15 protein-coding genes are annotated in these 16,320 nt (G+C 71.0%); all 15 read left to right on the plus strand.

What is annotated here, in order from left to right:
* Positions 1-31 precede the first annotated feature (31 nt).
* Positions 32-1,039 (plus strand): ScbA/BarX family gamma-butyrolactone biosynthesis protein, encoded by a 1,008-nt coding sequence (locus tag AB0D34_RS14350; RefSeq protein ID WP_362661261.1) that lies wholly within the window; start codon positions 32-34, stop codon positions 1,037-1,039.
* Between the two features lie 28 nt (positions 1,040-1,067).
* Positions 1,068-1,988 (plus strand): NAD-dependent epimerase/dehydratase family protein, encoded by a 921-nt coding sequence (locus AB0D34_RS14355; RefSeq protein WP_362661262.1) that lies wholly within the window; start codon positions 1,068-1,070, stop codon positions 1,986-1,988.
* 223 nt (positions 1,989-2,211) lie between these two features.
* Positions 2,212-3,432 carry a methionine adenosyltransferase gene (metK, locus tag AB0D34_RS14360; protein WP_362661264.1) on the plus strand — a complete coding sequence of 407 codons (1,221 nt, stop codon included), beginning with the start codon at positions 2,212-2,214 and terminating at the stop codon, positions 3,430-3,432.
* Between the two features lie 46 nt (positions 3,433-3,478).
* The gene (locus AB0D34_RS14365) at positions 3,479-4,483 is read left to right on the plus strand and encodes a carbohydrate kinase family protein (protein ID WP_362661266.1); all 1,005 of its coding nucleotides are present in this window, start codon (positions 3,479-3,481) and stop codon (positions 4,481-4,483) included.
* On the plus strand, positions 4,480-5,334 hold the full coding sequence (gene metF / locus AB0D34_RS14370; protein WP_362661268.1) for a methylenetetrahydrofolate reductase [NAD(P)H]: 855 nt from the start codon (positions 4,480-4,482) through the stop codon (positions 5,332-5,334). The genes AB0D34_RS14365 and metF overlap by 4 nt, the downstream gene beginning before the upstream one ends.
* A 59-nt stretch (positions 5,335-5,393) precedes the next feature.
* A complete protein-coding gene (locus AB0D34_RS14375) occupies positions 5,394-7,181 on the plus strand; it encodes a biotin carboxylase N-terminal domain-containing protein (RefSeq protein WP_362661270.1) in 1,788 nt (595 codons plus the stop codon).
* Between the two features lie 111 nt (positions 7,182-7,292).
* The gene (locus AB0D34_RS14380) at positions 7,293-7,622 is read left to right on the plus strand and encodes a TcmI family type II polyketide cyclase (RefSeq protein WP_362661272.1); all 330 of its coding nucleotides are present in this window, start codon (positions 7,293-7,295) and stop codon (positions 7,620-7,622) included.
* Complete coding sequence (locus AB0D34_RS14385) at positions 7,619-8,890, plus strand: beta-ketoacyl-[acyl-carrier-protein] synthase family protein (RefSeq protein ID WP_362661274.1); 1,272 nt, start codon at positions 7,619-7,621, stop codon at positions 8,888-8,890. Before AB0D34_RS14380 ends, AB0D34_RS14385 begins: the two co-directional genes overlap by 4 nt.
* Complete coding sequence (locus AB0D34_RS14390) at positions 8,887-10,101, plus strand: ketosynthase chain-length factor (RefSeq protein WP_362661276.1); 1,215 nt, start codon at positions 8,887-8,889, stop codon at positions 10,099-10,101. Before AB0D34_RS14385 ends, AB0D34_RS14390 begins: the two co-directional genes overlap by 4 nt.
* Before the next feature lie 65 nt (positions 10,102-10,166).
* Positions 10,167-10,439: an acyl carrier protein gene (locus tag AB0D34_RS14395; RefSeq protein ID WP_362661278.1), complete on the plus strand. Its 273-nt coding sequence runs from the start codon at positions 10,167-10,169 to the stop codon at positions 10,437-10,439.
* Between the two features lie 91 nt (positions 10,440-10,530).
* Positions 10,531-11,316 carry a 3-oxoacyl-ACP reductase FabG gene (gene fabG, locus AB0D34_RS14400; protein WP_362661279.1) on the plus strand — a complete coding sequence of 262 codons (786 nt, stop codon included), beginning with the start codon at positions 10,531-10,533 and terminating at the stop codon, positions 11,314-11,316.
* A gap of 41 nt (positions 11,317-11,357) precedes the next feature.
* Entirely contained in the window at positions 11,358-12,299 is a 942-nt protein-coding gene (locus tag AB0D34_RS14405; protein ID WP_362661281.1) for an aromatase/cyclase, read from the plus strand.
* Positions 12,296-13,774: an FAD-dependent monooxygenase gene (locus AB0D34_RS14410; protein WP_362661283.1), complete on the plus strand. Its 1,479-nt coding sequence runs from the start codon at positions 12,296-12,298 to the stop codon at positions 13,772-13,774. Before AB0D34_RS14405 ends, AB0D34_RS14410 begins: the two co-directional genes overlap by 4 nt.
* A gap of 78 nt (positions 13,775-13,852) precedes the next feature.
* Positions 13,853-15,385, plus strand: coding sequence for an FAD-dependent monooxygenase (locus tag AB0D34_RS14415; protein ID WP_362661285.1), 1,533 nt, complete (start codon positions 13,853-13,855; stop codon positions 15,383-15,385).
* Positions 15,382-16,320, plus strand: a complete 939-nt coding sequence (locus tag AB0D34_RS14420; protein ID WP_362661287.1) for an alpha/beta fold hydrolase — start codon at positions 15,382-15,384, stop codon at positions 16,318-16,320. Before AB0D34_RS14415 ends, AB0D34_RS14420 begins: the two co-directional genes overlap by 4 nt.

The following is a 16,320-nucleotide window of genomic DNA, read 5'->3' on the forward strand; positions in this document are numbered from 1 at the left end:
CCCCTGCCCACACGCGACAGGAGCGCACCACATGCCGCACATCGCCGAGCAGTCGCCCGCGTCCCACACTCCGAGGCTGGACCCCGCCCGCGCGGCCGGTCCGGCTCTCGCCACCCTCCCCGCCCAGCGCCTGACCACCACGGTGCCCCGCGAGTACGTCCACCGCGCGGCCGTGTCGGAGGTCTTCCTGACCGGGTGGCAGTCCGTCGACCCCGCTCTCTCGGAAAGCTCGGACGAGTTCGTGGTGCGCGCCCAATGGCCGCGCAGCCACTCGCTGTTCGCCCGCGAGGACGAGTACCAGGATCCGCTGCTCCTGGTCGAGTCCGTGCGCCAGATCGGGTCCCTGCTCGCGCACGCCGAGTTCGACGTCCCCTTCGGGCACCAGTTCCTGATGCAGAACATATGCACCGCCATCGAACCCGAGCTCCTCAGATCGGGGAACGTTCCCACCGAGATCGAACTGCGCACGGAGTGCCGGAACATCGTCCGTCGCGCAGGCTCACTGACCGCGATGGAGTACGCCGTCCTCGTCCTGCGGGACGGCAAGGCGCTCGGCACGGCGCAGGCCTCCTTCAGATGCATGAGTCCCGGAGTGTTCCGCCGGCTGCGCGGTGCGTGTCCCACCAGCAGCGACCTTCCGATGCCGACGGCCCTCGACCCGGCCCGCGTGGGACACACCAGCCCCCGGCACGTCGTGCTCGGCGAGCCCGCGCCCGGCTCCCCGGCCAACCGCTGGGAACTGCGGGTCGACACGGCGCACCCGACCTACTTCGACCACCCGGTGGACCACGTTCCCGGCATGGTCCTGCTTGAGGCGGCACGGCAGGCCGCCCATGCCGCCGTCGGCCTGCCCGACGCTCTGGTGCTCGGTCTGAACAGCACGTTCAGCGCGTATGCCGAGTTCGACGCACCGTGCTGGATCGAGGCCCATGTCGAGCCCGGCGGGGAGCGGGGCCGTGCGCTGGTGCGGGTGGAGGGCACGCAGCGGGACAAGCCGGTCTTCTCCGCCGTACTCGACGTGTGTCCCCGAACCCACTGACCCGGTACGGCAGTTGGGAGTGCTGCTCATGTCCGTAGTCATGCTGACCGGCGCGTCGGGCTTCGTGGGTCGCCATGTGGCCCGCGAAGCCGAACGCCGCCCGGTCGAACTTCGCGTCATGTCCCACCGGAAGCCGGTCGCCGCCCGGGGCGCGGCTGTGGTGCCAGCGGATCTGGGCCGTCCGGACTCCCTGCGTGGGGTGTGTGAGGGTGTCGACGTCCTGGTCCACTGCGCCGCTCAGATCGGCGGCACCGAGGAAGCCAACGAAGCGGTCAACGCCCGTGGCACCACGGCCCTGGTCGCGGAGGCCCAGCGCGCGGGGGTCTCGCGCATCGTGCTGCTCAGCACGGCGTCCGTATACGGTCGGGGGGTCTTCCGCGGGGATCGCCCCGACGAACTCGTCCGCAACCCCGGGTCGGCCACGTCCCGCACCCGAGCCGTCGCCGAGGACGCGGTCCTCTCGGCCGGCGGTGTGGTGCTGCGCCCGCACCTGATCTACGGGGAGGGCGACACCTGGGTCGGGCCTGGGCTCGCGGACAGCCTGCGGGTCCTTGCGGGCTCGGTGGCGGGCTGGCCGTCACGGATGTCGGTGATCTCCGTACGGGAGCTGGCCACGCTGGTCGTGGACACCGCCCTCGCACCGGCCTGCGCGCTGACCGCACGTGTGTACCACGCCGCTCACCCGGTGCCGGTCACCGCGGAACGGCTGCTGCGGGCGGTCGCCGAATGCGCCGCGATTCCCTGGCCGCAGAAGGAGATCAGCCTGGTGGAGGCCCGCGAAGCCCTGACCCGGCACGGCCGCTCCACCACCGCTCTCGACATGCTCACCACTGATCACTTCTTCGACAGCATCCCTCTCTGGAACGACCTCCGCCGCGTCCCCGACGGAGACTTCGACGCCGGGTTCTCCCACGCGGTGCCGTGGTACCGGCAGATCACACAGGAGTGATCCAGGAGTTCCAGGTTCGGTGATCAAGCCGCCGAACCTGGAACTCTTGTCAAGGATCTGACCTCGATCTGACAGCCCCGGGAACTACGGCCCCCCGCTTGCCGATTCAGACAGAGTTCTGAAACGGAGCGTGTTGAAGGGCGGCGCTCTCCCCGAACAGGCTTGGCCGCGGACCCTGCCTTCGCCATCGCCCGCAGTCCCGCCCATCGAGTTCGGGAGAGTCATGTTCCGACGCCTGTTCACCTCGGAGTCCGTCACCGAGGGACATCCAGACAAGATCGCCGACCAGATCAGTGACACCATCCTCGACGCCCTGCTCAGCGTGGACCCCACCGCCCGTGTCGCCGTCGAGACGCTGGTCACCACCGGGCAGGTGCATGTCGCGGGCGAAGTGACGACCTCGGGTCACGCCGACATCTCCGCACTCGTGCGGGACAAGATCCTCGAGATCGGTTACGACTCCTCCGCCAAGGGCTTCGACGGTGCGTCCTGCGGGGTGTCGGTCTCGCTCGGCCGGCAGTCACCCGACATCGCGCAGGGCGTCGACAGCGCCTACGAGAAGCGGACGGACCCGGCACCCGACGCGTCCGACGGAGACCTGGGCCGGCAGGGGGCGGGCGACCAGGGGCTGATGTTCGGCTACGCGACCGCGGAGACCCCCTCGCTCATGCCGCTGCCGATCGACCTGGCGCACCGGCTGTCCCGCCGCCTGGCGGAGGTCCGCAAGGACGGGACCGTCCCGTATCTGCGACCGGACGGAAAGACCCAGGTCACCATCGAGTACGTCGACGACCGGCCGGTCCGTCTGGACACGATCGTCGTCTCCTCCCAGCACGCCCCCGGCATCGACCTGGACTCCCTCCTGGCACCCGACATCCGGGCCCATGTGGTGGAGCACGTATTGGCTCAACTCGCCGACGAGGGAATCAAGTTGGCGACCGACGACTACCGCCTGCTGGTGAACCCCACCGGTCGCTTCGAGATCGGCGGGCCCATGGGCGACGCCGGCCTGACCGGGCGGAAGATCATCGTCGACACCTACGGCGGCTACTCCCGCCACGGCGGCGGTGCCTTCTCCGGCAAGGACCCGTCCAAGGTCGACCGCTCGGCCGCGTACGCGATGCGCTGGGTCGCCAAGAACGTCGTCGCGGCAGGTCTCGCCGAACGCTGCGAGGTGCAGGTCGCGTACGCCATCGGCAAGGCCGAGCCGGTCGGCCTGTTCGTGGAGACGTTCGGCACCGCCACCGTCCCCCAGAACGACCTCGAACGAGCGATCGGCGAGGTCTTCGACCTGCGTCCGGCCGCGATCGTCCGTGACCTGGACCTGTTGCGCCCCATCTACGCCCGTACCGCCGCGTACGGCCACTTCGGCCGTGACCTTCCCCAGTTCACCTGGGAGCGAACCGACCGGGCCGCGCAGCTGAAGGCCGCCGTAGGACGGTGACAGCACCGCACCTGACGGCCACCAGCCCTACCCCAGGAGAGTCGACGTGCGCATCGCGGTGACAGGTTCCATCGCAACGGACCATCTCATGATCTTCCCCGGCCGGTTCGCGGATCAGCTGCTGCCCGACCAGCTCGCCCACCTCTCGCTCTCCTTCCTCGTCGACGAACTGGAAGTGCGCCGCGGTGGAGTGGCGGCCAACATCGCCTTCGGACTCGGCTGCCTCGGCCTTTCCCCCCAGCTCATCGGTTCGGTGGGCCACGACTTCGCCGAGTACGGGCTGTGGCTCAAGGAGCACGGAGTCGACACCGGCCCCGTCCACGTCTCCGCGACCCGGCAGACAGCCCGGTTCATGTGCCTCACCGATCAGGACGGCAACCAGATCGCCGCCTTCTACGCGGGAGCCATGGCCGAATCGGCCGACATCGGCCTGCCCGATGCGGTGGCGGGCTCCAGCCGGCCCGATCTGGTCCTGGTCTGCCCGAACGACCCCGGCGCCATGCTGCGCATCACCCGCGAATGCCGGGAACGGGACATCCCCTTCGCGGCCGACCCGTCCCAGCAACTGGCCCGGCTGGACGGCGCCGAGGTACGCGAACTGGTCGACGGGGCCCGGTGGTTGTTCACCAACGAGTACGAGAAGGCGCTGGTCCTGGAGCGCACCGGCTGGACCGAGGCCGACATCCTCGGCAAGGTCGGTGCCTGGGTGACCACCCTGGGAGCAGCCGGCGTCCGCGTCGATCGCCGGAGCAAGGCCCCGATCACCGTCCCGGCGGTCCCCGGCGCACGCTCGGTGGACCCGACCGGCGTGGGCGACGCCTTCCGTGCCGGATTCCTCACCGCCCTCAGTCATGACCTGTCCCTTCCGACAGCGGCCCGGCTGGGATGTGTGCTGGCCGCGTCGGCTCTGGAGACGGTGGGCTCCCAGGCCTACGAGGTCGATGCCGACCGTCTCACGCGGGTGTTCGAGGACGCGTACGGCGCCGGGGCCGCGCAGGAGATCGCGGGGCTGTGGGCGTACTGGTTCAGCGCCGGAGGAAGCAGGTCATGACCACCTTCTCCTTCGAGTTCTTCCCGGCCAAGACCGCCAAGGGCGAGCGGACGCTGTGGCGGGCGATCCGCCGGGTCGAGCCGTTCGCGCCGGACTTCGTCTCCGTCACCTACGGCGCAGGCGGCTCCTCACGGGACCGCACCATCGAGGTCACCCAGCGCCTGGTCGCCGAGACGACACTGCGCCCTGTCGCTCACCTCACCGCGGTCGGCCACTCGGTGGCGGAACTGCGCCGCATCATCGGCCGGTACGCCGACGCGGGAGTGCGCGACGTGCTCGTCGTGCGGGGGGATCCGCCCGGTGACCCTCAGGGACCATGGCCGGCGCATCCGGACGGCTTCACGTACGCGTACGAACTCGTCGAGCTGGTGCGGGAGTTGGGAGACTTCAGGATCGGCGTCGCGGCCTTCCCCGAACGTCATCCGCGTTCGCCCGACTGGGAGTCCGACATCCGGCATTTCGTGGCCAAGTGCCGGGCGGGCGCGGACTACGCGATCACGCAGATGTTCTTCGACGTGGAGGACTACCTGCGGCTGCGGGACCGGGTGGCGGCCGCCGGCTGTACGACGCCGATCATCCCGGAGATCATGCCGGCCACCGACGTCCGCCAGATCACCCGCTTCGCCGAACTCTCCCACGCCGCCTTCCCCGAAGACCTCGCCCACCACCTGGAAGCCGCCCGCGACAACCCGGCCGAGGGCCACCGCATCGGGGTCGAGTACGCCACCGCCATGGCGGAGCGGCTGCTGGCGGAGGGTGCGCCGGGCCTGCACTACATCACGCTCAACAAGTCCACGGCGGCCCTGGACATCCACCGCAACGTACTGAATTCCCATCAGGTCCTGTCTTGACGAGAAGCGGATATTCGCCGGCGAACAGGCTGGTGATATCCGAGCAAGGAGGAGCCATCGTGCGCAAGGTGCTCATCGCCAACCGTGGCGAAATCGCTGTCCGCGTGGCCCGGGCGTGCCGGGACGCCGGGATCGCGAGCGTTGCCGTATACGCCGAACCGGACCGGGGCGCTCTGCATGTCCGCGCGGCCGACGAGGCCTTCGCGCTGGGTGGTGACACCCCCGCGACCAGTTATCTGGACATCGCCAAGGTGTTGCAGGCTGCAAAGGACTCCGGCGCGGACGCCATTCACCCCGGCTACGGATTCCTGTCGGAGAACGCCGAGTTCGCGCAGGCCGTGCTCGACGCGGGCCTGATCTGGATCGGCCCGCCCCCGCAGGCCATCCGCGACCTCGGTGACAAGGTCGCCGCCCGGCACATCGCGCAGCGCGCCGGTGCCCCGCTGGTCGCCGGCACGCCCGACCCGGTCTCGGGCGCCGAGGAGGTCGTGGCCTTCGCCGAGGAGCACGGCCTGCCGATCGCCATCAAGGCCGCCTTCGGCGGTGGCGGGCGCGGTCTGAAGGTCGCCCGCACCCTCGAAGAGGTCCCCGAGCTCTACGACTCCGCCGTCCGTGAGGCGGTGGCCGCGTTCGGCCGCGGGGAATGCTTCGTCGAGCGCTACCTGGACCGCCCCCGACACGTGGAGACCCAGTGCCTGGCCGACAAGCACGGCAACGTGGTCGTCGTCTCCACCCGTGACTGCTCGCTCCAGCGCCGCCACCAGAAGCTGGTCGAGGAGGCCCCGGCGCCGTTCCTGTCGGACGCCCAGGTCGAGGAGCTGTACAGCGCCTCCAAGGCGATCCTCAAGGAGGCCCGCTACGTCGGCGCCGGCACGGTCGAGTTCCTGGTCGGCGCGGACGGCACGATCTCCTTCCTGGAGGTCAACACCCGCCTCCAGGTCGAGCACCCGGTGACCGAGGAGGTCGCCGGCATCGACCTGGTGCGCGAGATGTTCCGCATCGCCGACGGCGAGGAACTCGGCTACGACGACCCCGAACTGCGCGGCCACTCCTTCGAGTTCCGCATCAACGGCGAGGACCCGGGCCGCAACTTCCTGCCCGCCCCCGGCACCGTCACCAAGTTCGAGGCACCCTCCGGCCCGGGCGTCCGCCTGGACGCCGGTGTCGAGTCCGGCTCGGTCATCGGCCCCGCCTGGGACTCCCTGCTGGCCAAGCTGATCGTCACCGGCCGCACCCGCAAGGAGGCCCTGGAGCGGGCCGCCCGCGCGCTGGCCGAATTCCAGGTCGAGGGCATGGCCACCGCCATCCCGTTCCACCGCGAGGTCGTCACCGACCCGGCGTTCGCGCCCGAACTGAGTGGCGGCGAGGGCCCGTTCACGGTCCACACCCGTTGGATCGAGACCGGGTTCGGCAACGACATCCCGCCGTTCGCCCCGGTCGGCGCGGACGCCGAGGAGGAGGACGGCGAGCGCGAGACCATCGTCGTCGAGGTCGGCGGCAAGCGCCTTCAGGTCTCCCTCCCGTCGTCGCTCGGCATGTCCCTTGCGCGTACGGGCCTGGCGGCCGGCGCCAAGCCGAAGCGCCGCGCGGCCAGGAAGTCCGGTCCCGCCGCCTCCGGCGACACCCTCGCGTCCCCGATGCAGGGCACGATCGTCAAGGTCGCCGTCGAGGAGGGCCAGGAGGTCGAGGAGGGCGACCTCGTCGTCGTACTCGAAGCCATGAAGATGGAACAGCCGCTGAACGCCCACCGCTCCGGCACCATCAAGGGCCTGTCCCTGGAGGTCGGCGCGTCCATCACCTCGGGCTCGGCGATCTGCGAGATCAAGGAATTCCGGTCGCCCCGTTGACGAATCCGACACTGCCCTGACATTTCTGCTGTTGAATTCGATATGGCCGAGCCGGGATACTTATATCAATTCCTTTCGGGAGTTTCGCGGGTGCAAGAGGAAGAGGGGAAAATGCACAGCACGTTGATCGTTGCGCGCATGGATCCAGAGGCGAACGCGGATGTCGCCAAGCTTTTCGGAGAATTCGACAACACGGAAATGCCGCATCGCATGGGGACGCGTCGGCGGCAGCTGTTCCATTACCGGGGGTTGTACTTCCACCTTCAGGATTTCGACGGGGACAACGGCGGTGAGCTGATCGAGGAGGCCAAGACCGACGCGCGGTTCGTGGCGATCAGTGAGGACCTGAAGCCGTACATCGGCGCGTACGACCCGAAGACCTGGCGTTCGCCCGCCGACGCGATGGCCACGCGCTTCTACCACTGGGAGGGGTCCGCGTGACCGGTCGACGCGTGGTCATCACCGGCATCGAGGTGCTGGCACCCGGCGGCGTGGGGCGTAAGAGCTTCTGGGACCTGCTGAGCGAGGGACGGACCGCCACCCGTGGCATCACGTTCTTCGACCCGGCCCCGTTCCGGTCGCGGGTCGCCGCCGAGATGGACTTCGACCCCGAAGCCCACGGCCTGACCCCGCAAGAGGTCCGCCGCATGGACCGCGCCGCCCAGTTCGCGGTCGTCGCCGCCCGGGGTGCCGTGGACGACAGCGGGATCGAGCTGGACGACCACGACCCGTACCGGGTGGGAGTGACCATCGGGAGCGCCGTCGGTGCCACGACGGGCCTGGACGAGGAGTACAAGGTCGTCAGCGACGGCGGCCGGCTGCACCTCGTGGACCACGAGTACGCGGTGCCGCATCTGTACAACTACCTGGTGCCGAGCTCCTTCGCGGCCGAGGTCGCCTGGGCCGCCGGCGCGCAGGGCCCCAGCACGGTGGTCTCCACCGGGTGCACCTCGGGTATCGACTCCGTCGGCCATGCCGTGGAGCTCATCCGCGAGGGAACCGCCGACGTCATGATCGCCGGATCGTCCGACGCCCCGATCTCCCCGATCACGATGGCCTGCTTCGACGCGATCAAGGCGACGACGCCCCGGCACGACGACCCCGCGCACGCCTCTCGCCCCTTCGACGGAACGCGCAACGGTTTCGTCCTCGGTGAGGGCGCGGCGGTGTTCGTCCTGGAGGAGCTGGAGAGCGCCAGGAAGCGCGGAGCGCACATCTACGCGGAGGTGGCGGGCTACGCGACGCGCTCCAACGCGTACCACATGACCGGGCTGCGCCCGGACGGCGCCGAGATGGCGGAGGCCATCGACACGGCACTGGCCGAGGCGCGGATGGACCCGACCGCGATCGACTACGTCAACGCCCACGGGTCGGGCACCAAGCAGAACGACCGGCACGAGACCGCCGCCTTCAAGCGCAGCCTGGGCGACCACGCGTACCGGACCCCGGTCAGTTCGATCAAGTCGATGGTCGGGCATTCGCTTGGCGCCATCGGATCCATCGAGATCGCCGCGTCCGCGCTGGCCATGGAGCACAACGTCGTCCCGCCCACGGCGAATCTGCACACCCCGGACCCCGAGTGCGACCTCGACTACGTCCCGCTGGTCGCGCGGGAGCAGCTGACCGACGCCGTGCTGACCGTCGGGAGCGGTTTCGGCGGATTCCAGAGCGCCATGGTGCTGGCGCGGCCCGAGAGGAGCGTGGCATGACCACCTCGGTGGTAGTGACCGGTCTGGGGATCGCCGCTCCCAACGGTCTGGGCACGAAGGAGTTCTGGTCGGCGACGCGCAGCGGCAAGAACGGGATCGGCCGGGTCACCCGTTTCGACCCGTCGTCGTATCCGTCGACGCTCGCCGGTGAGGTGCCGGGCTTCGTCGCCGAGGAGCACCTGCCGAGCCGGTTGATCCCGCAGACCGACCGGATGACGCGGATGGCGCTGGTCGCCACGGACTGGGCGTTGCAGGACGCGGCGATCGATCCCGGCCGACTGCCCGACTACGACATGGGGGTGGTGACCGCCAGTTCCTCCGGCGGATTCGAGTTCGGCCAGAACGAACTGCGGAAACTGTGGGGTCAGGGCAGTGGGTACGTCTCCGCGTACCAGTCCTTCGCCTGGTTCTACGCCGTCAACAGCGGGCAGATCTCCATCCGCAACGGGATGAAGGGGCCCAGCGGGGTCATCGTCAGTGACGAGGCCGGCGGGCTCGACGCGGTGGCCCACGGCCGCCGGCTCATCCGCAAGGGCACGCCGATGATCGTCTCCGGCGGGATCGACGCGTCGATCTGCCCCTGGGGCTGGGTGGCGCAGCAGGCCGCGGGCCGGCTGACCCGCAGCAGCGAACCGACCCGGGCGTACCTGCCGTTCGATGCCGAGGCGTCCGGCTATGTGCCGGGCGAGGGCGGCGCCATTCTGATCATGGAGTCGGCCGAGTCCGCGCGTGAGCGCGGAGCACGCGCCTACGGGGAGATCGCCGGCTACGGGTCCACCTTCGACCCCAGGCCCGGCAGCGGCCGCGAGCCCGGTCTGCGCAAGGCCGTCGAACTCGCCCTGGCCGACGCGGACATGGCCCCCGGCGACATCGACGCGGTCTTCGCCGACGCGGCCGGGGTGCCGGAGCTGGACCGGAGCGAGGCGGAGGCGATCTCCGCGGTCTTCGGGGTCCGCGGCGTCCCGGTCACCGCACCCAAGACGATGACCGGCCGGCTCTACTCCGGCGCGGGCCCGCTCGACATCGCGTCCGCGCTGCTCGCCGTCGAGGACGGGCTGATCCCCCCGACGATCCATGTGACCGCGGACCAGACCTACGGGCTCGACCTGGTCGTCGACCAGCCCCGCTCCGCCTCGGTGCGTGCCGCGCTCGTCCTGGCACGCGGGTACGGCGGGTTCAACTCGGCCGTCGTCGTCCGCGCCGCCGCCTGATCCCCGGCACCGGCCAAGACCCGGTCGCCTTGTCGGCCGTTCTCTCCCATCAGGAAGGAATTCACGTGCCCACTGCGCACTTCACCCTGGACGACCTGCGCCGCATTCTCCTTGAGGCGGCTGGCGCCGACGAGGGCGTCGACCTCGAAGGCGACATCCTCGACGAGGAGTTCGAAAGCCTCGGCTACGAGTCGCTGGCGCTCCTGGAGACCGGCAGCCGCATCGAGCGCGAGTACGGCATCGCGCTCGACGAGGAGCTGCTGTCCGACGTCCAGACCCCCCGCACGCTCATCGCCGCCGTCAACGAGTCGCTGGGTGCCGTCCAGAGCGCTGCCTGAGCGACCACGCACCTCTGTCTACGGGCCGGGCGATCGGTTCGCCCGGCCCGTAGCGCCGTCCACCCTCCCGGAACTCCAGAAGAGGAAGCGAATGTCTACGCAGGACAAGCGGGTCGCTCTGATCACAGGTGCCACTAGCGGCATCGGTCTCGCCGCCGCGCGGGCCCTGGCCGCCGACGGCCACCGCGTCTTCATCGGCGCGCGCGACGCCGACAACGTGGCCGCCACGGTGAAGGAACTCCAGGCAGCCGGGTTCGAGGCCGACGGCGGTGTCCTCGACGTACGGGACTCCGCGTCCGCCGCCGCCTTCGTCCAGGCCGCCGTCGACCGCTTCGGCAGTGTGGATGTCCTGGTCAACAACGCCGGCCGGTCCGGTGGCGGAGTCACGGCCGACATCGACGACGAGCTGTGGGCCGACGTCATCGAGACCAACCTCAACAGCGTCTTCCGGCTGACCAAGGAAGTCCTCAACACCGGAGGCATGCGCCACAAGAGCCGTGGCCGCATCATCAACATCGCCTCCACCGCCGGGAAGCAGGGCGTCGTCCTGGGCGCTCCCTACTCCGCGTCCAAGCACGGCGTGGTCGGTTTCACGAAGGCCCTCGGCAACGAACTGGCCCCGACCGGCATCACGGTGAACGCCGTCTGCCCCGGTTACGTCGAGACGCCGATGGCCGAGCGGGTCCGTCAGGGCTATGCCGCCGCGTACGACACCACCGAGGACGCGATCCTCACCAAGTTCCAGTCCAAGATCCCTCTCGGCCGCTACTCCACCCCGGAGGAGGTGGCCGGCATGGTCGCCTACCTCGCCTCGGACACGGCCGCCTCCGTCACCGCGCAGGCCATCAACGTCTGCGGCGGCCTCGGCAACTTCTGACCCGGTCCGAACCACCCCGATTCCAGGAGAGCAGAACCGACATGACGACCCGTGAGGTAGAGCACGACATCACCATCGCCGCGCCCGCACCGGCGGTGTACCAGCTCCTTGCGGAGGTGGAGAACTGGCCCCGGATCTTCCCGCCCACCATCCATGTCGATCGAGTGGAGCACGACGGTGCGCGGGAGCGCATCCGCATCTGGGCCACGGCCAACGGGGAGCCCAAGAACTGGACCTCGCGCCGGGAGCTCTTCCCGGAGGAGCTGCGCATCACCTTCCGCCAGGAGGTGAGCACCCCGCCGGTGGCCGCCATGGGCGGCACCTGGATCATCGAATCGCTCGGTGAGCACGAGAGCCGGGTGCGGCTGCTGCACGACTACCGGGCCGTCGACGACGACCCGCACGACCTGATCTGGATCGACCAGGCGGTGGACCGCAACAGCAGGTCGGAGCTCGCCGCCCTCAAGGAGAACGTCGAACTCGCCCATGCGGCGCGTGAGTTGACGTTCTCGTTCGAGGACTCGGTGCGTATCGACGGCGCGGCCAAGGATGTCTACGCCTTCATCGACGAGGCCGACCAGTGGGCCGAGCGCCTCCCGCACGTGGCCACGGTCCGGCTCACCGAGGACACCCCCGGACTGCAGAGCCTGGAGATGGACACCCGGGCCAAGGACGGCTCGGTGCACACCACCAAGTCGTACCGGGTCACCTTCGCGCACCACACGATCGCGTACAAGCAGGTCACCCTGCCCGCCCTGCTGGCCCTGCACACCGGCCGCTGGACCTTTGCGGAGGACGGCGCCGCCGTCGTCGCCACCTCCCAGCACACCGTCACCCTCAACGCCGGGAACATCGCGGCGATCCTCGGCGCCGACGCCACCGTCGCCGACGCCCGCTCCTACGTCCACACCGCGCTGTCGACCAACAGCCAGGCCACCCTCCGGCACGCGAAGGCCTTCGCGGAGAGCAGGCGTCGGCCGTGACAGCGGACCGCCAGGACACCGATGTCGTGGTGGTCGGAGCAGGCCCCGCCGGACTGATGCTCGCCGCCGAGCTACGGCTCGGCGGCGCCCGGGTGCTGGTCCTCGACGAGCGGCCCGGGCCGACCACGGAGTCCCGCGCCTCCACCCTGCACGCCCGCACCATGGAGATCTTCGACGCACGGGGACTTCTGCCCGCCCTGGGGACACCACCCCATGACACCCGCGGTCACTTCGGCGGCGTGCCGCTCGACCTGACGCTGCCGGGCCCGTACGCCGGACAGTGGAAGGTCGACCAGACCCGCACCGAGGAGGTGCTGCAGGAGCGGGCCGCCGCGCTCGGCGCCACCCTGCGCCGCCGTCACCGCCTGCACACGGTGACGGCCCGCCAGGACCGGGTCGAGGCCGAGGCCGTCGGCCCGGCCGGGCCCCTGCGGGTGCGTGCCCGGTACCTGGTGGCGTGCGACGGCGAGGACAGCACGGTACGACGCCTCACCGCGGCCGAGTTCCCGGGCCGGGACGCGGGCCGCGAGCTGCTGCGCGCCGATGTCCGGGGTGTCGACGTTCCCGACCGGCGCTTCCAGCGGCTGGAGCGGGGTCTCGCCATCTCGGCCACGCGGGGCGGTGTCACCCGCGTCATGGTCCACGAGTTCGGCCGTCCGGCCGGTCCGCGCGACGGTGCGCCGAAGTTCGCGGAGGTCGTGGCGTCCTGGCGGCGCGTCACCGGCGAGGACATCGGCCACGGCACACCGATCTGGGTCAACGCCTTCGGCGACGCCAACCGCCAGCTCACGCGGTACCGGCAAGGACGGGTGCTGTTCGCCGGTGACGCCGCGCACCGGCAGCTGCCCAGCGGCGGCCAGGCGCTCAACCTCGGTGTCCAGGACGCCTTCAACCTCGGCTGGAAACTCGCCGCCGTGGTCCGCGGCCGCGCCACCGACGCGCTCCTCGACACCTATCACGCCGAACGGCACGCCGTGGGCCGGCAGGTCCTGGCCAACATCCGGGCCCAGGCCGACCTTCTCCTCGGCGGCCCCGAGGTCGAACCGGTCCGCGCGCTGCTCGCCGAACTCGTCGGTCTGAGCGACGTACAGGAGTATCTGGCCGGGATGATCAGCGGCCTCGGTGTCCGCTACGACCTGGGGGACGACAGCCAACCCCTGGTCGGCCGCCGACTGCCCGACGCCGAACTGACGACCTCCGCCCGCCAGTTGCGCACCACCGAACTGCTGCGGCCCGGCAGAGGACTTCTGCTCCCCCTGGCCGCCGGCTCTGCCCCCGCACTCGCCGAGGCCGCGCGGCCGTGGCGCGAGGACGTCGACATCCTCGACGCACAGCCGGCCGCCGGGTCCCCGCTCCCCCGAGGACACGCTCTGCTGGTGCGCCCGGACGGCTATGTCGCCTGGGCCGGCGACAGCGTCACCGGGCTGCGCGCGGCACTGCGCCGATGGTTCGGGGAACCTGCCGCGCACCACTGAACCGCCCGGGAACCGTACGACCACTCACCGATGCGTGCGCCGCACAGCGGTTGCGCCGCACGCGAGGAAAGGACACTCATGGACAGCCAACGGGACGCGGACGTCATCGTCATCGGCGGCGGGCCCACCGGTCTGATGCTGGCCGGGGAACTGCGCCTCGGCGGGGCGAGCGTCATCGTCGTCGAGGCACTGGAGCGGCCCACCGGGCAGTCGCGTGGCCTCGGCTTCACCGCCCGTGCCCTGGAGTCGTTCGACCAGCGCGGCCTCGTCCCCCGCTTCGGCGGCCTTCAGACCAGCCCCATGGGGCACTTCGGCGGCGTGCAGTTCGACTACACCACCCTTGAGGACGCGCACTTCGGCGCCCGCGGCATCCCCCAGTCCCAGACCGAGGCGGTCCTCGAGGAGTGGGCCCGGGACCTGGGCGCCGACATCCGGCGCGGTCTGCGCTTCCTCGCACTGGAGCAGGACGAGGAGGGCGTCTCGGTCACCGTGGCCACCGCCGACGGTGTCAGCGCACAGCTGCACAGCCGGTACCTGGTGGGCGCCGACGGCGGACACAGCGCGGTCCGCAAGGCCGCCGGGTTCTCCTTCCCGGGGACGTCCGCCACCCGCGGCATGTACCTGGCCGACGTGGTCGGCTGCGCCGTACGCCCGCGCCCGCTGGGCGAACGCCTGCCCGGCGGCATGGTGATGGCCGCCCCCCTGGCGGAGGGCGTCGACCGCATCATCGTGTGCGAGCACGGCACCCCGCCCGCCGACCGCAGCGAGACGCCCGAGTTCGCCGAGGTCGCGGCGGCCTGGCAGCGGCTGACCGGTGAGGACATATCCGGTGGCGGCGCCGACTGGGTCAGCTCCTTCACCGACGCGACCCGTCAGGCCACCGAGTACCGCAGAGGCCGCGTCCTGCTCGCCGGGGACGCCGCGCACATCCACCTCCCGGCCGGCGGACAGGGCCTGAGCACCGGGGTCCAGGACGCGGCCAACCTCGGCTGGAAGCTGGCCGCGACGGTGCGCGGGTGGGCCCCCGACGCCCTGCTGGACACCTACCACGCCGAACGCCATCCGGTGGGCGAGCGCCTTCTGTCGAACACCCGCGCGCAGGGTCAGGTCTTCCTAGGAGGCCCCGAATCCCAGCCGCTGCGCGACCTGTTCGCCGAGCTGATCCGTCTCGACGAGGTCAAGCGTCACCTGGCGGGCTCGGTCAGCCACCTGGACGTCCACTACGACCTCGGCGGCGGCCACCGACTCGCCGGGCGCCGACTGCCGCCCCGCGTCCTCGACACCGCGCAGGGGCCGACGCGCACCCCCGAACTGCTGCACCCCGGCCTCGGTGTGCTGCTCGACCTCGCCGACAGCGGCGCGCTGCGGGCCGTCGCGGCCGACTGGAAGGAACGCGTCGTCACCGTGACGGGAACACCGCGCGATCCGGACGCCTTCCACGGGGCCGCCGCTGTGCTGGTCCGCCCCGACGGGTACATCGCCTGGGCCGGCGCGGACTCAACCGGCCTCGAAACCGCGCTGCGCCGCTGGTTCGGTACGCCCGACACCGCGGCCGGGACCGGACTGGAAGCGGAGTTGCAGGACTGGCTCGGCACACCGGACCGCGCATGAGCCTGCCCTCGCCCACGCTCCCGACTCCGGACCGCGCGACGCACCCCCTGTCCGCGGGCGTGTGTCCCATCGTTCTCCAGGCGGGTGCCCTCACGCTGTCGGCGCTCGTCGCCCGGCCGGCCACTCCCCCACGGGCCACGGTCGTCGCCCTGCACGGCGGCGGGATGAGCGCCGGCTACTTCGACGGCCAGGCGCACCCCGACCTGTCCCTGCTCGTCCTGGGGGCCCGGCTCGGCTACACGGTCGTCGCCGTCGACCGGCCCGGGTACGGCCTGTCCGCCGCGGACCTGCCGCGCGGACAGGCACTGTCCGAGCAGGCGACGACCCTGCGGACCGCGCTGGTCCACCTCGGGCGGCGCTACGACACGGGAGCCGGGGTGTTCCTGCTCGGGCATTCCTTCGGCGGCATGCTGGCGCTGACCTACGCGGCTTCCGACGAGGCGTCCCCGTCCCGCCTCGAACTGCTCGGACTCGACGTGTCCGGCGTGGGCCGCGACTACATCACGCCACCGGACGCCGTCGCCGATCCGCTGGGGCAGCGCACCACGCAGCGGCACTGGGGCCCGTTGCGCTGCTATCCACCGGACACCTTCCGAGAGGCGAAGGTGATGGTGGCGCCCCTGCCCGAGCGGGAGCGGGCGGAAGCGGCCCGGTGGCCGCAGCGGTTCACCGCCACCACCGGACGGGTGCGGGTGCCGGCACGGATGACCTTCGCCGAGCACGAGCGATGGTGGCGTCACGGAGACGAGGACATCGCCGGACTCCCCGCGCAGTTCACGGCGGCGCCCTCCTTCGAGGTCGGGCGCCAGCCCGGCTCGGGGCACAACGTGAGCCTGGGGTGGACCGCCCGCACGTACCATCTGCGGGCGTTCGCGTTCTTCGACGAGTGTCTGGCCCGCCGGACCACGACCGCGTCCGCCGTCACGGCCCGCTGA

The sequence above is a fragment of the Streptomyces sp. NPDC048420 genome, assembly GCF_040651535.1.
Taxonomy (GTDB): Bacteria; Actinomycetota; Actinomycetes; order Streptomycetales; family Streptomycetaceae; genus Streptomyces.

Coding starts and splice junctions, on each gene's coding strand:
- AB0D34_RS14350 (WP_362661261.1), top strand. CDS start 32: ATGCCGCACATCGCCGAGCAGTCGCCCGCGTCCCACACTCCGAGGCTG.
- AB0D34_RS14355 (WP_362661262.1), top strand. CDS start 1,068: ATGTCCGTAGTCATGCTGACCGGCGCGTCGGGCTTCGTGGGTCGCCAT.
- metK (WP_362661264.1), top strand. CDS start 2,212: ATGTTCCGACGCCTGTTCACCTCGGAGTCCGTCACCGAGGGACATCCA.
- metF (WP_362661268.1), top strand. CDS start 4,480: ATGACCACCTTCTCCTTCGAGTTCTTCCCGGCCAAGACCGCCAAGGGC.
- AB0D34_RS14380 (WP_362661272.1), top strand. CDS start 7,293: ATGCACAGCACGTTGATCGTTGCGCGCATGGATCCAGAGGCGAACGCG.
- AB0D34_RS14390 (WP_362661276.1), top strand. CDS start 8,887: ATGACCACCTCGGTGGTAGTGACCGGTCTGGGGATCGCCGCTCCCAAC.
- fabG (WP_362661279.1), top strand. CDS start 10,531: ATGTCTACGCAGGACAAGCGGGTCGCTCTGATCACAGGTGCCACTAGC.
- AB0D34_RS14405 (WP_362661281.1), top strand. CDS start 11,358: ATGACGACCCGTGAGGTAGAGCACGACATCACCATCGCCGCGCCCGCA.
- AB0D34_RS14415 (WP_362661285.1), top strand. CDS start 13,853: ATGGACAGCCAACGGGACGCGGACGTCATCGTCATCGGCGGCGGGCCC.
- AB0D34_RS14420 (WP_362661287.1), top strand. CDS start 15,382: ATGAGCCTGCCCTCGCCCACGCTCCCGACTCCGGACCGCGCGACGCAC.